This window comes from Moryella indoligenes (assembly GCF_030812885.1).
Taxonomy (GTDB): Bacteria; Bacillota; Clostridia; order Lachnospirales; family Lachnospiraceae; genus Moryella; species Moryella indoligenes.
Map to the genome: position 1 here is coordinate 17,316 of NZ_JAUSTO010000012.1, position 19,343 is coordinate 36,658.

14 protein-coding genes are annotated in these 19,343 nt (G+C 53.1%); 5 read left to right on the forward strand and 9 right to left on the reverse strand.

Translation table 11 applies throughout. The annotated features are described in order from the left end of the window. Nucleotides 1-47: 47 nt before the first annotated feature. Together hutH and J2S20_RS09035 are read right to left on the reverse strand one after the other, a co-directional pair. The gene (gene hutH / locus J2S20_RS09030) at nt 48-1,580 is read right to left on the reverse strand and encodes a histidine ammonia-lyase (protein WP_106611421.1); all 1,533 of its coding nucleotides are present in this window, start codon (nt 1,578-1,580) and stop codon (nt 48-50) included. A gap of 342 nt (nt 1,581-1,922) precedes the next feature. Further along, complete coding sequence (locus tag J2S20_RS09035) at nt 1,923-4,802, reverse strand: AAA family ATPase (RefSeq protein ID WP_211292136.1); 2,880 nt, start codon at nt 4,800-4,802, stop codon at nt 1,923-1,925. 156 nt (nt 4,803-4,958) lie between these two features. Between J2S20_RS09035 and J2S20_RS09040 the strand changes: the two genes are divergently transcribed. Together J2S20_RS09040 and hutI are read left to right on the forward strand one after the other, a co-directional pair. Continuing rightward, a complete protein-coding gene (locus tag J2S20_RS09040) occupies nt 4,959-6,983 on the forward strand; it encodes a urocanate hydratase (RefSeq protein ID WP_106611736.1) in 2,025 nt (674 codons plus the stop codon). Nucleotides 6,984-7,097: 114 nt separating this feature from the next. Further along, nucleotides 7,098-8,354, forward strand: a complete 1,257-nt coding sequence (gene hutI, locus J2S20_RS09045; RefSeq protein ID WP_106611420.1) for an imidazolonepropionase — start codon at nt 7,098-7,100, stop codon at nt 8,352-8,354. A gap of 83 nt (nt 8,355-8,437) precedes the next feature. Here the strand turns inward: hutI and J2S20_RS09050 are convergent, their stop codons facing one another. From J2S20_RS09050 to J2S20_RS09065, 4 genes are all read right to left on the reverse strand, one after another. Further along, nucleotides 8,438-9,127, reverse strand: coding sequence for a hypothetical protein (locus J2S20_RS09050; protein ID WP_242934035.1), 690 nt, complete (start codon nt 9,125-9,127; stop codon nt 8,438-8,440). Between the two features lie 67 nt (nt 9,128-9,194). Next, a complete protein-coding gene (locus tag J2S20_RS09055) occupies nt 9,195-10,037 on the reverse strand; it encodes a metal ABC transporter permease (protein ID WP_106611418.1) in 843 nt (280 codons plus the stop codon). Continuing rightward, nucleotides 10,034-10,753, reverse strand: coding sequence for a metal ABC transporter ATP-binding protein (locus J2S20_RS09060; protein ID WP_106611417.1), 720 nt, complete (start codon nt 10,751-10,753; stop codon nt 10,034-10,036). The genes J2S20_RS09055 and J2S20_RS09060 overlap by 4 nt, the downstream gene beginning before the upstream one ends. Nucleotides 10,754-10,771: 18 nt before the next feature. Further along, nucleotides 10,772-12,007 carry a metal ABC transporter substrate-binding protein gene (locus tag J2S20_RS09065; RefSeq protein ID WP_151154466.1) on the reverse strand — a complete coding sequence of 412 codons (1,236 nt, stop codon included), beginning with the start codon at nt 12,005-12,007 and terminating at the stop codon, nt 10,772-10,774. A gap of 285 nt (nt 12,008-12,292) precedes the next feature. Here J2S20_RS09065 and J2S20_RS09070 point away from each other — a divergent pair, with 285 nt between their 5' ends. From J2S20_RS09070 to J2S20_RS09080, 3 genes are read left to right on the forward strand one after another with little or no spacing between them, the layout of a single operon-like run. Next, nucleotides 12,293-12,796, forward strand: coding sequence for an RrF2 family transcriptional regulator (locus J2S20_RS09070; protein WP_106611415.1), 504 nt, complete (start codon nt 12,293-12,295; stop codon nt 12,794-12,796). A 37-nt stretch (nt 12,797-12,833) separates the two neighbouring features. Beyond that, on the forward strand, nt 12,834-14,741 hold the full coding sequence (locus J2S20_RS09075) for an acyl-CoA dehydrogenase family protein (protein ID WP_106611414.1): 1,908 nt from the start codon (nt 12,834-12,836) through the stop codon (nt 14,739-14,741). A 37-nt stretch (nt 14,742-14,778) separates the two neighbouring features. Continuing rightward, on the forward strand, nt 14,779-15,996 hold the full coding sequence (locus tag J2S20_RS09080) for an FprA family A-type flavoprotein (RefSeq protein ID WP_307255096.1): 1,218 nt from the start codon (nt 14,779-14,781) through the stop codon (nt 15,994-15,996). A gap of 125 nt (nt 15,997-16,121) precedes the next feature. Here J2S20_RS09080 and tpiA read toward each other — a convergent pair whose 3' ends face one another. The 3 genes from tpiA to gap form a co-directional block, all read right to left on the reverse strand. After that, nucleotides 16,122-16,877, reverse strand: coding sequence for a triose-phosphate isomerase (gene tpiA / locus J2S20_RS09085; RefSeq protein WP_106611412.1), 756 nt, complete (start codon nt 16,875-16,877; stop codon nt 16,122-16,124). A 13-nt stretch (nt 16,878-16,890) separates the two neighbouring features. Beyond that, nucleotides 16,891-18,108 (reverse strand): phosphoglycerate kinase, encoded by a 1,218-nt coding sequence (locus J2S20_RS09090; protein ID WP_307255099.1) that lies wholly within the window; start codon nt 18,106-18,108, stop codon nt 16,891-16,893. Nucleotides 18,109-18,288: 180 nt separating this feature from the next. Next, complete coding sequence (gene gap / locus J2S20_RS09095) at nt 18,289-19,317, reverse strand: type I glyceraldehyde-3-phosphate dehydrogenase (RefSeq protein ID WP_106611410.1); 1,029 nt, start codon at nt 19,315-19,317, stop codon at nt 18,289-18,291. Nucleotides 19,318-19,343: the final 26 nt, after the last annotated feature.

The following is a 19,343-nucleotide window of genomic DNA, read 5'->3' on the forward strand; positions in this document are numbered from 1 at the left end:
GGTCCGGCTGCAACAAACACGGTAACTATGAGCGCTCAGCGCGTGAATTAATACTCGATCTCTCCGCCGATCGCCTTCTCAACTGCCTCGAGAAGGGAACCGTCCTTGATGATCTCCTCGCAGTAGTTGATATCACCATAGAGCTCTCTGTCCTCATCCAGAGTCGCAACCTTCTTGCGGATGAGATCATAAGCCGCCTGTGTTCCCTTACCAAGGCCCTTGTTGCCTCTCAGATCAATACCCTGGCAGGCAACCATAAGCTCCATAGCCAGAACTCTTCTCACGTTGCGGCCAATCTCAGCAGCCTGTCTTGCAGCGATCGTACCCATGCTGACATGATCCTCCTGACCTGCGGAGGAAGGAATGCTGTCAACACTTGCCGGGTGCGCGAGAACCTTATTTTCAGAGACCAGAGCCGCTGCGGAATACTGAACAATCATGAAGCCGGAGCAGACGCCGCCACGGGTGGTAAGGAATGCCGGAAGCCCGCTGTAAGCCGGATTCACGAGGCGCTCAATGCGGCGCTCGGAAACATTGGCCAGCTCAGACTCCGCAATCTTCAGGAAATCAAAGCTCAGTGCCATCGGCTGTCCATGGAAATTACCGCCGGAGATTCCTGCCCGATCCTCCTGGAAGATGATGGGGTTATCCGTCACGGAATTGATCTCGATATCAACATGATCCGCCACATAACCTATGGCGTCCTTGGATGCGCCGTGAATCTGCGGGCTGCAGCGAAGGGAGTAGGCATCCTGTACGCGAAGCTCACCCTGCCTCGTGGTGTTCTTGCTGCCCTCAAGCAGTCTCCTCAAGTTCTTTGCAGTGACAGTCTGCCCTCTGTGCGGACGAACTGTATGTACGCGCTCCTCAAGCGCATCCATGACCCCGTTCTGTGCCTCGTAGCAGAGCGCATCTGCAATATCAGCGACCTTCAGAAGACGAATTGCATCATAGAGTGCGAGGGAGCCTACAGCTGTCATAGCCTGCGTTCCGTTATTCAGTGCAAGACCTTCCTTTGCGGAGAGCTCCACCGGCTGAATCCCGGCGCGCTTCATTGCCTCGCCGCCATCCATGAGCTCGCCCTCAAACCATGCCTTGCCAAGGCCGATCATGACCAGAACCATATGAGAGAGCGGAGCCAGATCACCGGAAGCGCCCAGGGAGCCCTTCTCCGGAACAAACGGCGTCACACCCTTGTTCAGCATATCAATCATGGTCTGAAGGGTCTCGAGACGGATGCCGGAAAAGCCCTTGGACAGATTGTTGACTCTGAGCAGCAGCATGCCTCTCGCAATATCCTCTGCAAAGGGATCGCCGGCACCGACCGCATGAGTGATGATGAGGTTCTTCTGAAGATCTCTGCACTCATCTGTGCTGATCACTACATCACTGAATTTGCCGAAGCCGGTCGTAATTCCGTAAACAACCTTCTTCTCTGCAACCAGATCGTCTACAATCTTGCGGGAAGCGAGAACCTTCTCTCTGCTCTCCTCCGAAAGCTCTACCACTGCATGATTGCGGCAGACAGCTACGATCTGATCTACAGTGAGATCCTGACCTGTGATAATTACCTTCTCCATGTCTGTATCCTCCTAATTTGTGCTTCGGCTGCGGACTCTCTCAAGGCGCACCGACTCGACCGTTACCAAAAGCTGATACAGATATTGTAATAAAGGTACGTCTAAAAAACGTCCATTTTATAGACGTTTTTTAGATCTTTTTATACTTTCTTTATATTTTATGGTGATTTTAGTAAATTTTTTTTGTGATTTTAAGGTATTATTTCATCACTTTAACCTGATAGCATTCTACCACATTATCACACTATCAGTCCAGAGTTCTTTGTATTTTTTCGTCTCAGACAAACAAGCCTGCTCTCCCGTCTCCGTAGTTCGCAGACATCCCCGGACAGCTGTTCTGCATTATATCCCCAGCTGCGTCTCAGTCTCCCGAAGCAGCTGCTCCGTCAGAGGATTCCCTATCTTTTCTGAAATAATCTTCGCCTTCTCATAGTGAATACGCGCAGCATCGCGGTGCCCGTCCGCAAGAGACACCAATGCAAGATAGACCTCCGTGCGCTCCAGACCCCAGCGATAGCCATTCCGTTCAAGACTCTCTCTCGCCTTATCAAGATAGATATGGCTCTCCGTATAGCGTCCCTGCAGATACTTCACCTGTCCGATATTTGAATAGATCTGTGCCATCCCATTGGTCGCCACCGGCCCCTGTCCAATATGCACTGCCTCATTGTAGTATTGCAGCGCCTGCTCATACCGCTCCTGCCAGCGATAGATGTCCCCTATATAGGAGTAGCAGGCCGCGATACTCGCCTTGTACTTTTCCTCTCCCCCCTCCCGCTCTGAAAGCAATCGGAATATTGAGATCGCTTTGCCAAGTATCTCCTTTGCCATAGCGTATTCCTGGCGCCGGATCAGATACCAGCCGCGAAGCCTTAAGAAGGTCGCGTACTCGTCCCGCTCCTCCTCTCCAATGATTCCAAGTCCCATGGAGACATACTGATCTACCTTCTCCACCGCATTGGTCTGGATGCCATGAAAGATATGCTGTCTGTAGCAGGCCAGCAAGGTCTTGCGCGCATTCAGACGCCTCGCTATCACCATACTGCGCTCTATATTCGCGATGCCGGAATCATACTCTCCCGCCGCAATATCGTGACGCCCCATAATGTAGTGCATCTGCATCTTCATTTCATTGACCTCGCGGGAATTGTCCTGAAGCTGTATCACCTGCTTCGCAAGCCCCAGCATTTTCTCCGCCTCCGCCATAACTGCAAAGCTGTCGCCCAGATCCGATACGTCACTGTGAATAATAGGAAAATTCTCGTTAATAATTGTATAAAATTCCTGCAGGTAGCGTATCTGATACTGAAAAGCCCGCACCTCATTGTGCGCTCTGCCATAGTGATAGGCAATCACCGGAAGCTCTGCAAAATTGTCCCCATAGCGCTGCTCATAGTAATTCGCCAGCATTTTATGATACAGCTGTGTTTTTCCTGCGCTCTGATGCTCATAGATATATTCCTGGAAAATGCGGTGCACAAATTTATAGTACACCTCCCAGCCGACCAGCACCTCCTGTACCAGATTTCCTCTCTGCAGTCGATCCAGCGCACGGATAAGCTGCAGACGATCCACACCATTCAGCAGAAGCTCCAGCTCCTCTATGCTGATCTTTTCCGGGAAGATCGCCATGCATCCAAGCACTTCCCGCTCCTGATCCGTGATTCCGGAGAGACGGGAACTGATAACCAGGTTGATTTTCGGCGTCTTCTCAAGCGTAAAGCCCTTCTCCCGGATAATGGCGATCATCTCCTTTAGGAAAAATGCATTCCCCTCTGTCAGCTCATAAATCTCCTGACGCTCCTCCGGCCGGCTCTCCATCTCCGGAAGCGCGCGAAGCAATATCTTTTCTGTCTCCTCCTGGGAAAAGGGCTGCAAAGCTATGAAGCGGATACGATCCTCTCGGACCAGCACCTCCAGCTGATGCATAACTGCCGCCTCATAGCTCCCCTGATAGGTGCAGATCACCTTCAGACGATCCGGAGAGATGCTTCGAACGAGCCGCACCAGAAGCTGAAAGCTCACCTGATCCATCCACTGAATCTCATCAAAGGCCAGCAGAATTCTATGTTTCTCACTGATCCTTCGAAAAAGATCCAGCATGCTCTGCTCAATTAGCTGGTAGCGCATATGCCCGCTCTCCCCGTCTGCCGAGAGCGCGCCGGAGAGTCCGGGAAGGTTTCGCATACCTTCAGGTATCATACCGGACAGCGCCCCTTCTTCAGCCAGCTGCCGGACATCCTGAAAAATATCGTTCCACGGACTCAGGAAAAACTCTGCGCCCTGTCGATAGCACACCGCCACAAGCGAAATCATCTTGGTTCCGGCGGAAATTCTGCGACAGCAATCCAGAAAGCGACTTTTTCCGACGCCCTCTTCCCCCTCAACCGCGATAAAGTTCATGCGATCACCGTTCTCCTGTGCCAATATACCGCTCACCTGAAACAGCTCCCGCTCGCGTCCTACATAGTCCACCTCGGCTATGCCGTTCCCGACACTCGGAACCCGCTCCTTCATATTAAAAATACGGTGAAAGAGCTCCCTTGTTCTCGCCGAGGGCTCCTCGCCGACATCCTCCTTCAGCACCTTCACAAGATCATAATAGAGACGTATCGCCATGTGATAGCTTCCATTTCCCGCATAGAGATTCATGATCTCATAGTACAGATTTTCATTATAAGGATCATTTTTCAAAAGTATATTTCCACAGGCCTGCATCTTTGCGATGTCATGCTCCCGCGCTGCCGCCTCCAGCCCGCGCTGCGCGTCGAGCGTTGCGGCCTCTGCAAGTGAGGCGCGCACAGACTCTGCCCACTCTTCAAACTCATAGCAGTTTTTGATAAAAAAGTGGTCCAGAAAGACAGCGCCTTCCTCCCGTTCCGATTCCGGTGCATCCAGGTCAATATGAATCTTTCTTTCCGGGTTCAGACTGATACCTGTGTGTCCGCTGGTGAGCAGAGCCTCCCGGCCGAGCACCTGCCGGACCTGATAGATCGCGTCTCTCAGCTTCTTCTTGCCCGCACTCTCTCCCTCGTCACCCCAGAGCAGACTGATAACCTCCTCCCGCGTGACGCTTTTTTTGACACAGAGATAATAAAAGAAGCCCTCCGCTTTTTTATAAGGAAAGGACAGTTTTTCCATCCCACGCTTTACTTCCGGATTTCCGCAGAGTCGCACCGTAATCGCATCCATCATTCGCACCTCCATCTGTACATCACCCATTATATTCTTTCTTATATGAAAGCGTCCAGTAAAAATGTCGAAAACTTCTTCTGTACAGAGTGGTAATTTGACGTTTTTTTGACTGCTCGCAGTTATACTGGTCTTATACAAAGTAATTATCAACAGAATCATCTACGAAAGGAAGGCACCGCTATGATGACGAACAAAGAAATTGGCGCTTGCATGACGGTAAAGCTGGACCCGGTACTTCCGGAGTATCCTACTTTTAATCCGCTGATCCGCCGTGCTCCGAAGAGAGATCTGGAGCTCACCGAGCATGAGATGAAGCTCGCGTTAAAGAACGCGCTCCGCTATATCCCGGAGGAGCTTCACGAGCAGCTGGCTCCCGAGTTCATGGAAGAGCTTCTGACCCGCGGCCGTATCTACGGCTATCGCTTTATGCCGAAGGGCGAGATCCACGGCAGACCGATTGACGAGTACAAGGGAAACTGTGTACAGGGTAAGGCGTTCCAGGTTATGATTGACAACAACTTAAGCCATGAGATCGCACTCTATCCCTACGAGCTCGTCACCTACGGCGAGACCGGCGCTGTCTGCCAGAACTGGATGCAGTATCAGCTTCTCAAGAAGTACCTCGAGATTCTGACCGATGAGCAGACCCTCGTCGTCATGTCCGGTCATCCGCTCGGACTCTTCCACTCCCACAAGCAGGCTCCGCGTGTCATCATCACCAACGGCCTCCTGGTCGGTGAGGCGGACAATCTCCGCGACTGGACCAGAATCACCGCTATGGGCTGCTCCAGCTACGGACAGATGACCGCCGGTGGCTGGATGTACATCGGACCGCAGGGCATCGTGCACGGAACCTTCAACACCATCCTGAATGCAGGCCGCAAATACCTTGGCGTTCCGGAGCAGGGCGACCTCTCCGGTCACCTCTTTGTGACCTCCGGACTCGGCGGAATGAGCGGTGCGCAGCCGAAGGCCATTGAGATCGCGCGCGGTGTGGGTATTGTCGCTGAGGTCGATGCCTCCCGCATCGAGACCCGCCACAGCCAGGGCTGGGTGAGCCGTGTTGCAGAGAGTCCGGCTGAGGCATTTGAGATCGCACATGAGTACATGGAGAAGAAGGAGCCGATGTCCATCGCATTCCATGGAAATATCGTTGACCTCCTCCAGTACGCAGTTGATCACAACGAGAAGATCGAGCTTCTCTCCGACCAGACCTCCTGCCACGTTCCGTACGACGGCGGCTACTGCCCGCAGGGTCTTACTTTTGAGCAGAGAACTGAGATGCTGGCAAATGACCGCGAGCAGTTCATCAAGCTTGTAGATCAGACCCTGACCAAGCACTTCCACCTCATTCAGGAGCTGGTAAAGAGAGGTTCCTACTTCTTCGACTACGGCAACTCCTTCATGAAGGCCATCTTCGACGCAGGCAACCCGGATATTGCCAAGAATGGTCACGATACCACCGAGGGCTTCATCTTCCCGTCCTATGTTGAGGATATCATGGGACCGATGCTCTTCGACTACGGCTATGGCCCGTTCCGCTGGTGCTGCCTCTCCGGCAAGCATGAGGATCTCCTGAAGACCGACCACGCTGCCATGGACATTATCGATCCGAACCGCCGCTTCCAGGATCGTGACAACTGGGTATGGATCCGCGACGCAGACAAGAACGCTCTCGTCGTTGGCACACAGTGCCGCATCCTCTATCAGGATGCACTCGGCCGCCGCGACATCGCTCTGAAGTTCAATGATATGGTGAGAAAGGGTGAGATCGGACCGGTCATGCTGGGCCGCGATCACCACGACACCGGCGGCACCGATTCTCCCTACCGTGAGACCTCCAATATCTACGATGGTTCGCAGTTCACCGCAGATATGGCTACGCAGTGCTACGCGGGTAATGCTGCGAGAGGCATGAGCCTGATCGCACTCCACAACGGCGGCGGCGTAGGCATTGGAAAGTCCATCAACGGCGGCTTCGGCCTGGTTCTTGATGGAAGCGAGCTCACAGACCAGATCATACGCGAGTCCATTCCGTGGGATACCATGGTTGGCGTCTCCAGACGTAACTGGGCAAGAAATGAGCACTCCATCGAGACAGTCGCTGCATACAACAAGCAGTTTGCAGATTCCGACCACATCACCATCCCGTTTGTTGCGGACGATGCGCTCGTTGAGAAGACCTATAAGGCTGCAATCAGCAAGTAATTTCAACTGAATATCCTGTGCGCGCACAGCGCACCGAGGAGGGGGGGGTCTGGCCGAAAGCTGTCCCCCCTCCTTCGGGATATCAGACACAGACAAGACAGACAGGAGTATACTATGATAAGACGTTATATTCGCCACGCTTCCGAGCTTGTTACCTGCCACGGAACTGCTCCGAAGCACGGAAAAGACATGTCCGACATCGGCATGATGAAAGACGGAGCCGTACTGATGGAAGATGATAAGATCGTCCTTGTGGGCAGCACCGAGGAGCTGGACCAGAAGGTCGATCAGGCCTCATGTGAGGTGATCGACGCAAGTGGCAAGGTTGTGATGCCAGGCTTCGTTGATTCTCACACGCACTTCCTCTTCGGCGGCTATCGCGCGGACGAATTTACCTGGCGCTTAAAGGGCGACAGCTATATGTCCATCATGGAGCGCGGCGGCGGCATCAACGCAACGGTTGTTCCTACCAGAAACGCCAGCGTTGAGGAGTTCGTAGAGCTGGGACGCGAGCGCATGAACCGCATGCTGGAATTCGGCGTCACCACAGTCGAGGGCAAGAGCGGCTACGGCATGGATCATGACACCGAGCTCAGAATGCTCGAGGCCATGAAAATCCTGAACGAAAGCCATCCGGTCGACGTCGTCTCCACCTTCTTGGGACCGCACAGCGTGCTCCCGGAGTACAAGGGCAGGGAGAGAGAGTTTCTGGACTTCATGCTCGAGAAGGTTATGCCGGAAGTAAAGGAGAAGAATCTCGCTGAATTCGCAGATATCTTCACAGAGAAGGGCGTCTTCGATATTGAGGATTCCGCCTACTACCTGGAGCGCGCCAAAAAGCTCGGCTTCAAGCTGAAAGTCCATGCAGACGAGATCACTCCGAACTTTGGCGGCTCTGAGATGGCCGTAAAGGCAGGAGCATTCTCCGCAGACCATCTCCTGAAGGCATCGGACGAGGGGATCCGCATGATGGCAGAGAGCAGCACCATCAGCACCCTGCTTCCGCTGACCGCCTTCTGTTTAAAGGAGCCCTATGCGCCGGCAAGAAAGATGATTGACAGTGGCTGCGCCGTAGCACTCGCCTCTGACTTTAATCCGGGCAGCTGCTTCAGCAACAACATTCCGCTCATTGTGGCTCTCGGCTGCATCTACATGAACATGAGCATCGAGGAGGTGATCACTGCCCTTACCATCAACGGCGCTGCAGCTGTGGACCGTGCGGATCGTATCGGCAGTATCGAGCCAGGCAAGCAGGCGGATATCATTTTCCTGAAGTTCCCGTCCATCAGCTTTATGCCTTATCACACCACCATTAACCTTGTCGACACCGTCATTAAGAGCGGCAAGACAGTCTACGAAAAGCAGTGGTAAAGAGCTTTTGCAATTCAAAATCCGCATCAGGAGGCACAGTGCTTCCTGATGCGGATTTTTCTTGATTTCATCACAGTCTGTACTTACTCCACCACTGCATTCGACAGCACAGCATACTGATATCCGTTCTCTCCGTAGGTATCGAAGGTGCCACGCACTGTGACCTCTTCACCCTCCGCCGGGTACTGACTCTCGTCTGTCAGATGAAATTCTATGCCCTGTGCACAGCAGGCTGTCGCGTCCTGAACGATACAGGAATAATACTTCTGTCCCGTCCCGCTGTCTGTGTAGATCGCCGTGATCCCCCTCATGCGTATGGTCTTTCCCATATAGTCCTGCGGAAGCACCATAATATTGTACACCTCAGAAAAAACCATGGTACTGCTGAGCATCGTCAGGTCAACATCCACATCTGATTTGAGATCATCCGTACCCGGGATTCTCCTCTCTGTGGCGGCGCCGTGTCCCGGCAGAACATCACCGGATGAGACAGGCGCATCTGCGGCGGATTCAGCTCCGGCACTGCTCTCTGTCATGCCCTCCGCCTGTTCAGTCACACCCGAGGTCCCCGGTGCTGCAGCGTTTTCCTTCTCAATCCCCGCAGCGAGTGCATCTGCAACGCCAGATGTAGCACTGACTGCGTGATTTGCATCCGCACGTGCCCCGCTATTCTTCCCGCAGGCGGTGAACAAAAGGGCCAAAAGTACCAAAAACAGACAGCGCGTATGCCTTAAGCCTCTCTGTCGTATCAGCCGTGAACTTCTATCAGCCATCTCCAAATTGATCTGTCTCAACGCTCCGTCCTTTCTCTCATGCCTTCTACACTCTCTCGCTTCTCTCTTATACACGGCCTCTTCTCAGCGCAGATACGGCGCAGCACAGCCCGAAGGCCAGGACATCTGCTGCTACAATCGTAGAGCCAACCGGTGTACCTGCCAGAATCGACACCAGTATTCCAAGCATGGCGCAGCTCACGGAGAGCGCAGCAGAGAAAAGAGTCACATTTCTGAAGTTATGAAAGATCCGCATTGCCGAGAGCGCAGGAAAGATCACCAGTGCCGAGATCAGAAGGGAACCGACGAGATTCATCGCCAGCACAATAATCACCGCAACAGTCACCGCAATCAAGAGGTTATAGGCATCAACCGCGGTCCCGGAGGCCCGCGCAAAGCTCTCGTCAAAAGTTACCGCAAAAATCTTCTGATAATAGAGCACAAAAAGACACACCACGATCACCGAGAGTACAGCGCAGAGCTTCACCTCCCGGCTGGTCAGCGTAAGGATGGAGGTGGAACCAAAGAGCGTGCTGCACACATCTCCGGAGAGATTGGATGAAGCCGAGAATACATTCATTAGGAGATAGCCGAAGGCCAGCGCCCCGACAGAAAGCATTGCAATCGCAGCGTCGCCCTTTATCCTGGCATTCTGCCCTGTGCGCAGCAGAAGAACTGCGCAGAGTATCGTAACCGGGAGTATAAGCACCATTTGGTTTGTGAGTCTCAGAACCGTTGCAACAGACATTGCCCCAAAAGCAACATGAGACAGCCCGTCTCCGATGTAGGAATAACGCTTCAGCACAAGTGTCACACCAAGAAGCGAGGAGCTCAGTGCAATCAGCACACCGACCGCCATAGCGTAGCGCACAAAGGGATATTGCATATAAAAAACAATTTTCTCTATCATTTCTGTCCTTCCGCCATCACGCTTTCTTCCCGGAGAAACCACTCACCAATTCTGCTGCTGCGGTACTGCTCCGCAGTCCCGAAAAAGACATTTTTTCCGATATGAAGTATGTGGCTCGCATAACGGACTGCCGCCGTGATATCATGAGAGATCATGATAATCGTGATCCCCTCCTGATTCAACCGCTGAATCAGACTGTACATATCTGCCGTCACCTTCGGGTCAAGACCGGATACAGGCTCGTCCAGAAGAAGCAGCTTCTGAGTAGCGCACAGCGCACGGGCCAGAAGCACCCGCTGCTGCTGCCCGCCGGAAAGCTCCCGGTAGCAGCGCTCAGCCAGATCCTCAATGCCCATGCGCTCCAAGTTTTTCTTTGCAAGCTGTTTCTCAGCACGACTGTAGAAAGGCCGCAGCCCCGTACGCCCCTGACAGCCGGAGAGAACAATCTCTCTCACGGAAGCCGGGAAATCTCTCTGCACTACAGTCTGCTGCGGCAGATATCCAATTTCATTGGGCATGAGCCCATCTCCAAGCTGCACCGTCCCTTTCAGTGGTTGCAGGAGATGCAGGAGTGTCCGCATCAGCGTAGTCTTTCCGGAGCCGTTCTCTCCGACGATACAAAGATAATCTCCTGCATTCACCTCAAAATTCAGATGCTCCAGTATCGCACCTGTGTCATATCCCAGGGACAAATCCCTGCAGCTGATTTGAGCCATGCCCTGCGCCTTTCTTTCTTACTGAAGCGCTGCCTTCAGCACCTCAAGATTCTCTGTCATGATCGACAGATAGCTGACCCCGGCAGCAACATCCTCTGCATCTGTAGCCTGCATGGAATCCATGGTCAGAATCTGCTGATCCTTTGTCTTCGTGTTCTCCTTGATAGTCTCAGCTATCTTGTGTTCCGGACCCTCAATCGTCATGATGGCCTTCAAACCAAGCTCATCAACCTTCTGCGAGAGGAAGGAGATTGTCTCAAAACTCGCCTCTGTCTCGGCAGAGCAGCCGACAAAGGCTGCATAGTAGTCGAGACCGTAATCGTCCACCAGATAGCGGAAGGGGAAGCGATCTCCAAAGAGCAGAGTTTTCACTGCGGCGCCGTCCACCGCCGCCTGATATTCCTGATCCAGGCTGTCCAGCTTCTCACTGTAGCTCTTCAGATTCGCCGCATAACTCTCTGCGTTTTCTGCGTCAAGCTCCGCGAGCGCCTCCTCAATTGCGGTGCAGAGAACCTTTGCATTCCTCACAGAGAGCCATACATGCTCATCATACTCCGGCTCATCACCGTGGTCATGATGATGCTCGTGCTCCGCCTCCCCATGCTCGTGGTCGTGCTCTGCCTCGGCGCTCTCATGCTCATGGTCGTGATCCCCGTCCTCGTGGTCGTGCTCTGCCTCGGCACCCTCATGCTCATGGTCGTGATCCCCGTCCTCGTGGTCGTGCTCTGCCTCGGCACCCTCATGCTCATGGTCGTGATCCCCGTCCTCATGGTCATGCTCCTCACCGTGGTCGTGGTGATGCTCGCCCTCCTGCATACCTTCAACCATCTCCTCCTCCTTGACATTCTCGCCAAGCGTCTCAAGGAGATTAATCACCTTCATATCTTCATTGGTCGCTTCCTTCAGCGCATCTTCAACCCAGCCGTCAGACTCGCCGCCGACATAGATGAAGAGATCGCTGTCTGCAATTTTCATGATATCTTCCGCAGTCGGCTGATAGCTGTGAAGATCCACGCCGTTATCCAGCAGCATCGTCAGCTCCGCATGCTCCGCATTGGAGCCAAGAATCTCCTTCACCCAATCATACTCTGGATAGATCGTCGTAACAATACTGAGTTTTCTGCTCTCCTCAGCCTTTGCCGCAGTTTCAGCCGCAGTGGTCGTTGCCGCACTCTTTGCACTGCTTCCGCAGCCCGCAAGCGCAGACACAGCCAGCACAGATGCCGTCATAATAGCCGCAATATTTTTCTTCATAACTCTCTGCTCCTTATCACCCTTTTGAAAGCTTTCCTGTTCTTAACCCCAGTACTTCCGGCGCTGTAAAATTTGATTACGCGTTCCTGCGCGCTCACATGATGATTTCAACTCGCGAAATTGAAAACTGTTTTCAATATTATTCCTGTCACTGCAATTTGTCAAGGAATTTGAGAAAGAGTTTCATTTTCATTCTTTTTTCCTGAGTCTTTCCCGGATACAGGCCGAAAAGATTGTTAAAGTTTTAGTAATTGTTGACTTTCATAGTCAACAATACTATAATACATGCATAAGAAACAGGAGAAAAACACCTTTTCTCTCATTTTTTTCAGAAAAGAGGGGATATATCTGCTGATCACCAGAGAAGTCGACTATGCGCTCCGCATTTTGCGAGACCTTTCAGACGGAAATCTGCACGTCATGAAGGAGCTCTGCGAACGGGAGATGGTTCCGCACAAATTTGCCTATAAGATTATAAGAAAGCTTGCCGATGCCAAACTGATTCAGGCTACCAGAGGTGTAGGAGGCGGTGTGCGGCTCACTGCCGATCTCAGTCAGATCACACTGTACGATCTGCTGAAAATCATCGATCCGGGCCGTCATATCAGTGCCTGTACGGCAGCAAACTACCAGTGCGAGTGGCGTGAGCGGGACAAGCGCATCTGCCGCATGCACATTCAGCTATCCCGTATTGAGCGCGTCTTCAATACGGAACTGAAGCGCAATTCTCTTCAGACCCTGCTCTTCGGAGATGATCTTCCGGAGAATTCCGGCACAACAATGAAATGACATCATATAATTTATCTAAATATAAAGGAGGCGAACTATGTTATTTAAAACAACTGAAGCCCATGAGGCGCTTCGTGCAGAGATCCGCCAGTTTGCGGAGGCCGAAGTCAAGCCCTACGCATTTCAATGGGATCAGAACAACGAATTCCCCACAGAGGTTGTCAAAAAGATGGGGGAGCACGGATGGATGGGGCTTCCCTATCCGAAGGAGTACGGCGGCGCGGGACTGGATGTCCTGAGCTATGCAATCGCAGTCGAGGAGCTGTCCCGCGTGGATGGGGGCGTCGGCGTAATCCTCTCCGCACATACCTCTCTCGGCTCCTGGCCAATCTTTGCGTTCGGCACAGAAGAACAGAAGCAAAAATATCTCGTTCCATGCGCAAAGGGTGAAAAAATTGCGGCCTTTGGATTAACTGAGCCAAACGCCGGCTCCGATGCAGGCGGGACCGAGACCGTAGCAGAGCTGAAAGGCGACTACTACCTTCTGAACGGTGAAAAAATCTTTATCACAAACGGCGGGCAAGCAGACGTCTATGTCGTATTTGCAGTCACAACACCGGGCATCGGCACAAAGGGTATCAGCGCCTTTATTGTAGAGCGGGGCATGGAGGGCTTTGAGTTCGGAGATCACTACGACAAGCTCGGAATCCGCTCCTCCGCAACTGCCCAGCTTCTCTTCAATGATGTCAAGGTTCCGAAGGAGAATCTCCTCGGCAGAGAAGGGCAGGGCTTTAAGATCGCTATGGCAACACTGGACGGAGGCCGTATCGGCATAGCATCCCAGGCTCTTGGTATCTCCCAGGGCGCCTTTGAGAGTGCCGTAGAGTACGCGAAGGAGCGTGTCCAGTTCAACAAGCCAATCGCTTTCCAGCAGGCCATCTCCTTCAAGATCGCGGATATGGCGACAAAGATCCGCTGTTCCCGCTTCCTCGTGTACAGCGCAGCCGATATGAAGGAGGCGCATGAGCCTTATGGTATGGAAGCTGCCATGGCAAAGCAGTACGCCTCCGACACTGCAGTGGAGGTGACCAATGAGGCACTTCAGATCTACGGCGGAAATGGCTACCTGAAGGGCATGGACGTGGAGCGTTTCTACCGCGATGCAAAGATCACAACCATCTATGAGGGAACCAATGAGATCCAGCGCGTCGTCATAGCTTCTCACATACTCGGCAAAGAGCCGAAGCAGAACATCGTACTTCCTCTTTCCTCCAAGCCGAAGGATGTCACCGGACCGCGCAAGAAGATCCTCTTCAAGGAAGGCAGTGCAGAGGAGCGCGTCGCAGGCCTCGTCGAGAATCTGAAGCAGGATGGCTACGACTTCACTGTCGGCATCCCGATCGACACTCCGATCACCAAGGCTGAGCGCGTCGTCAGCGCAGGTCAGGGTATCGGCGACAAGAGCAATATGAAACTCATCGAAAATCTTGCAAAGGCAGCCGGCGCAGCCATCGGTTCTTCCAGACCGGTCGCAGAGAAGCTCCACTATGTACCGCTGGATCGCTATGTGGGTATGTCGGGTCAGAAGTTCCTGGGCAATCTCTATATCGCCTGCGGCATCTCCGGCGCAATCCAGCATCTGAAGGGACTTCGCGACGCGTCTACCATTGTTGCAATCAATAAAAATGCAAATGCACCGATCTTCAAAAACTGCGACTACGGCATCGTCGGCGATGTAAATGAGGTGCTTCCGCTGCTTACCGCCGCACTCGATACCGGCAAGAAAAAGGAAGCTCCCGCAATGAAGAAGATTCGCAGAGCCACCCCGAAAAAGGAGCGTCCTGCATACAAGCTCCACGTCTGCGACGGCTGCGGCTACGAGTACAATCCGATGCTCGGCGATCCCTCCGCAGATATCGCGCCCGGAACCACCTTTGACAAGCTGCCTGAGGACTGGGTATGCCCGGAGTGCGCGGAACCAAAGGAAAATTTCGTAGAGGTCTGAATACATAACCCATTTACACGCATAAAGGAGGAACCGTATGCATTGCGTAAGAAAAATTACAGATGATCTGTTCTGGGTCGGCGCCAACGACAATCGCCTGACACTGTTTGAAAATATCCACCCGATTCCGAGAGGTGTGAGCTACAACTCTTATCTGCTTCTCGATGAGCAGAGCGTCCTCTTCGACACCGTTGACTGGTCCGCCTGCCGTCAGCTTCTCGAAAACGTTCGCTTTCTTCTTCAGGGACGCGAGCTCGATGTTCTCGTCATCAACCACATGGAACCGGATCATGGTGCATCTATCGAGGAGGTTCTGATCCGCTATCCGAAGTGCAAGATTATCAGCACTGAGAAGTCCTTCATGCTCATGCACCAGTTCGGCTTTGACATTGACAGTCATGAGCAGATCCAGGTCACCGACGGCGATACTGCCTGCTTCGGCCGGCACACAGTGGCCTTCGTGACTGCTCCCATGGTCCACTGGCCGGAGGCGATGATCACCCTTGATACCACAAACGGCGCGCTCTTCTCCGCAGATGCCTTCGGCTCCTTCATCTCTCTCAATGGAAAGCTCTTCAACGATGAAGTGAATTTCGACCGCGACTGGATCGACGAGGCACGCCGCTACTACACAAATATCGTCGGGAAGTATGGCCCGCACGTACAAAAGCTCATCGGCAAGGCAGCTCCGCTCCTCGACCAGATCAAGTTTATCTGCCCACTGCACGGCCCGGTATGGAGAAGCAATATCGACTACATTCTCGACAAGTATCAGCACTGGAGCAGCTATGAGCCGGAGTCCAAGTCCGTCATGATCGTCTATGCCTCCATGTACGGCAACACCGAGGCGGCTGCCCAGGCGCTCGCGGCGAAGCTCTGTGAGCGCGGCATCACAGACATCGCGGTCTACGACGTCAGCAAAACCCACGTGTCCTATCTGATCGGCGAGGCCTTCCGCGTGAGCCACATTGTTCTGGCCTCTGTGACCTACAACCTCGGCATCTATCCGGTAATGCTGAACTTCTTAAATGACATGAAGGCGCTGAACCTTCAGAACCGCACCTTTGCCATCGTAGAGAACGGCTCCTGGGCCGTAAAGTCCGGAGATCTCATGTATCAGTTCCTTGACGAGCAGATGAAGTGCATGACCATACTGAACGAGCGCCTCTCTCTTGCCTCCTCCTTGAAGGAGTCTCAGGTGGATGAGATGGACAATCTCGCAGATTCCATCGCGGCAAATATGCGCGAGAACTAAACGCTGAAACCACGTCCGGCGGGATTTATGATTGGAAGCATACGCCGCTGGGCAGAGCGAAAGCAGCAGCAGGGCAGAGGAAAAATCCTCTGCCCTGTCGCTGCTTTTTTCACTTCATGTTTTACTTAAGCGTTCTTATAATTCACGATTGTTCCAAAATCCGGCTTCAGAGCCGCACCGCCGATCAGACCACCGTCAATATCCGGCTGTGCGAGCAGCTCCCTGCAGTTGCCTGCGTTCATGGAGCCGCCATACTGAATGCGGATTGCCTCTGCCGTCGCCTCGTCATAGAGTGCTGCGATGGTTCGACGGATGCCGCCGCAGATTTCTTCCGCCTGAGCGGTCGTCGCAGTCTTTCCGGTCCCAATGGCCCAGATCGGCTCGTATGCAATGACCACGCCCTTCGCCTGCTCCGCACTCACGCCGGAAAATGCGATCTTGATCTGCATATTGATCCAATCCATCGTGATACCGGCCTCTCTCTGCTCCAGACTCTCTCCACAGCACACAATAGGCTTAAAGCCGTGTTCCAGAAGCTTTAAGAGCTTTTTATTGATGATCTGATCTGTCTCCGCAAAATACTGTCTCCGCTCAGAGTGACCTATAATCACGTACTCAACACCTGCATCCTTCAGCATCTCCGGGGATATTTCTCCTGTGAAAGCACCCTTTTCCTCAAAATAAACATTCTCCGCGCCGAGATGTACAGCGCTTCCCTTCAGCGCCTCCCTCACGGGGATAATGTCAATCGCCGGAACACAGTAGACAACATCCACCTCCGGGTTCTCAACCAGCGGGGCGAGCGTCTTCACCAGCTCTATCGCCTCAGACGGTGTCTTGTTCATCTTCCAGTTCCCAGCAATAATTTTTCTTCTGCTCATGCCTCTGCTCCTCTCAGTCACGATTGTCTGCCGCAGCTACGCCCGGAAGCTCCTTGCCCTCAAGGAATTCCAGAGAGGCACCGCCGCCGGTAGAAATATGGGTCATCTTGTCCGCAAAGCCGAGACGCTTCACCGCACTCACGGAGTCGCCGCCGCCGACCACAGTCGTAGCGTCCGGAAGCTCCGCAACTGCTTTGCATATCTCCAGCGTTCCGACTGCAAAGTTTTCAAATTCAAATACGCCCATGGGACCATTCCAGACCACGGTCTTTGCTCCCTTCAGCGCATCCTTGAAGAGCTCCACGCTCTTCGGGCCGATATCCAGCCCCTCCCAGTCATCCGGAATCTCAGAAACCGCCTTGCGCTCTGTGTCGTTTTTGAACTCCTTTGCAATTACATTATCGACAGGAAGCAGAAGCTTCACGCCCTTCTCCTTTGCCTTTGCAACCATATCGAGCGTGTACTGGAGCTTATCGTCCTCACAGAGCGATCTTCCGATCAGATGTCCCTGTGCCTTGCGGAAGGTGTAAGCCATGCCACCGCCAATAATCAATGTGTCCACCTTGTCCAGAAGATTATTGATGACATTCAGCTTGTCAGAGACCTTCGCGCCCCCCAGAATCGCAACGAAGGGGCGAACCGGATTCTCCACCGCCTGCCCGAGGAAACGAATCTCCTTTTCCATGAGATAGCCTACTACGGACTCTGTACAGTACTTCGTCACGCCGACATTGGAGCAATGAGATCTGTGGGCGGTTCCAAAGGCATCATCCACAAAGATGCCGTTGTCGCACAGCGCTGCGAGCTCCTTTGCGTAGCTCTCTGCAGCCTCATCCTTTCCATACTTTGTCTCTTCTATGCGGTAACGGGTGTTCTCAAGCAGCAGAACCTCGCCGTCCTTCAGCTCTGCAGCGAGCTTCTGTGTCTCCTCTCCCGTGACGCGCGGATCAGAGACAAATTTCACCTCCCTACCGAGGCGCTCGCTGAGTGCGGGCGCAACCGGCTTCAGGCTCAGTTCTGGAAGCGGTTCTCCCTTCGGTTTTCCGAGATGGGAGCAGAGTATCACTCTAGCTCCCTGCTCCAGCAGCTTCTTAATGGTCGGAAGTGCGCCATCAATGCGGTTATAGCTCTGAATCACACCATCCTGAATTGGTACATTAAAATCACAGCGCACCAGCACTTTTCTGCCCTTCAGCTCCTTCAGATCGTCCACTGTCTTCTTGTTTAACATCGCTCTCTCCTTTTTCACTGCATCATAAAAAGCGGGAAGCTCTTTGCGCACAGACTTTTGCCTGTATCATCACACCCGCGCATCCGCTGTACCAGACACAAAAGGGTCCGGCCCCAGAGCCGGACCCGCTATGAGTCACTTTTCAGCTGATGCTGTAATCACGAAATGAATTCCGTCGAATTATGCCAGCTCCGCAAAATACTTGATGGTGCGAACCATCTGAGAGGTGTAGGAGTTCTCATTGTCATACCATGAGACAACCTGAACCTGGTACAGATCCTCACCGATCTGGCTGACCATGGTCTGCGTCGCATCAAAGAGGGAACCGTATCTCATGCCGATGACATCGGAGGAAACGATCTCATCCTCATTGTAGCCGAAAGACTCGTTCGCAGCTGCCTTCATCGCAGCGTTGATCTCCTCCTTCGTAACATTTGCCTTCTTCACAACTGCCACAAGGATGGTGGTGGAACCGGTTGTCACCGGAACACGCTGTGCAGAGCCGATCAGTTTTCCATTCAGCTCCGGAATGACAAGGCCGATCGCTTTTGCAGCACCGGTGCTATTCGGAACAATATTCGCAGCGCCCGCTCTGGATCTTCTGAGATCGCCCTTTCTCTGCGGGCCATCGAGAATCATCTGATCTCCGGTGTACGCATGGATGGTGCTCATGATTCCAGACTGAATCGGAGCGTAGTCGTTCAGGGCCTTTGCCATCGGTGCGAGGCAGTTGGTGGTGCAGGACGCCGCGGAAATGACATTGTCCTCTCTGGTCAGTGTCTTTTCATTGACGTTGTACACGACGGTCGGAAGGTCATTTCCTGCCGGAGCGGAGATAACAACCTTCTTTGCACCCGCTGCGATATGTGCGGATGCCTTCTCTTTGGAGGTATAGAAGCCCGTGCACTCAAGAACAACATCGACACCGATCTCACCCCAGGGAAGATTCTTCGCATCCGCTTCCTTATAGATGGTGATCTTCTTTCCATCGACGATAATGTGATCCTCACCGGCCTCAACTGTGTGTCTGCCCTCACCGATGCGGCCCATGAAGCCGCCCTGCGCGGTATCGTACTTGAGAAGATGCGCGAGCATCTCCGGCTTCGTCAGATCATTGATCGCAACAACCTCATAGCCCTCTGCCTCAAACATCTGTCTGAATGCAAGACGACCAATACGTCCAAAACCATTAATCGCAACCTTTACCATTGGATTACCCTCCTGACTCTCATAGC

Excerpts from the sequence above, each read along its gene's own strand:
- hutH (WP_106611421.1), bottom strand. The coding sequence starts at position 1,580 with ATGGAGAAGGTAATTATCACAGGTCAGGATCTCACTGTAGATCAGATC.
- J2S20_RS09035 (WP_211292136.1), bottom strand. The coding sequence starts at position 4,802 with ATGGGTGATGTACAGATGGAGGTGCGAATGATGGATGCGATTACGGTG.
- J2S20_RS09040 (WP_106611736.1), top strand. The coding sequence starts at position 4,959 with ATGACGAACAAAGAAATTGGCGCTTGCATGACGGTAAAGCTGGACCCG.
- hutI (WP_106611420.1), top strand. The coding sequence starts at position 7,098 with ATGATAAGACGTTATATTCGCCACGCTTCCGAGCTTGTTACCTGCCAC.
- J2S20_RS09050 (WP_242934035.1), bottom strand. The coding sequence starts at position 9,127 with ATGGCTGATAGAAGTTCACGGCTGATACGACAGAGAGGCTTAAGGCAT.
- J2S20_RS09055 (WP_106611418.1), bottom strand. The coding sequence starts at position 10,037 with ATGATAGAGAAAATTGTTTTTTATATGCAATATCCCTTTGTGCGCTAC.
- J2S20_RS09060 (WP_106611417.1), bottom strand. The coding sequence starts at position 10,753 with ATGGCTCAAATCAGCTGCAGGGATTTGTCCCTGGGATATGACACAGGT.
- J2S20_RS09065 (WP_151154466.1), bottom strand. The coding sequence starts at position 12,007 with ATGAAGAAAAATATTGCGGCTATTATGACGGCATCTGTGCTGGCTGTG.
- J2S20_RS09070 (WP_106611415.1), top strand. The coding sequence starts at position 12,293 with ATGCATAAGAAACAGGAGAAAAACACCTTTTCTCTCATTTTTTTCAGA.
- J2S20_RS09075 (WP_106611414.1), top strand. The coding sequence starts at position 12,834 with ATGTTATTTAAAACAACTGAAGCCCATGAGGCGCTTCGTGCAGAGATC.
- J2S20_RS09080 (WP_307255096.1), top strand. The coding sequence starts at position 14,779 with ATGCATTGCGTAAGAAAAATTACAGATGATCTGTTCTGGGTCGGCGCC.
- tpiA (WP_106611412.1), bottom strand. The coding sequence starts at position 16,877 with ATGAGCAGAAGAAAAATTATTGCTGGGAACTGGAAGATGAACAAGACA.
- J2S20_RS09090 (WP_307255099.1), bottom strand. The coding sequence starts at position 18,108 with ATGTTAAACAAGAAGACAGTGGACGATCTGAAGGAGCTGAAGGGCAGA.
- gap (WP_106611410.1), bottom strand. The coding sequence starts at position 19,317 with ATGGTAAAGGTTGCGATTAATGGTTTTGGACGTATTGGTCGTCTTGCA.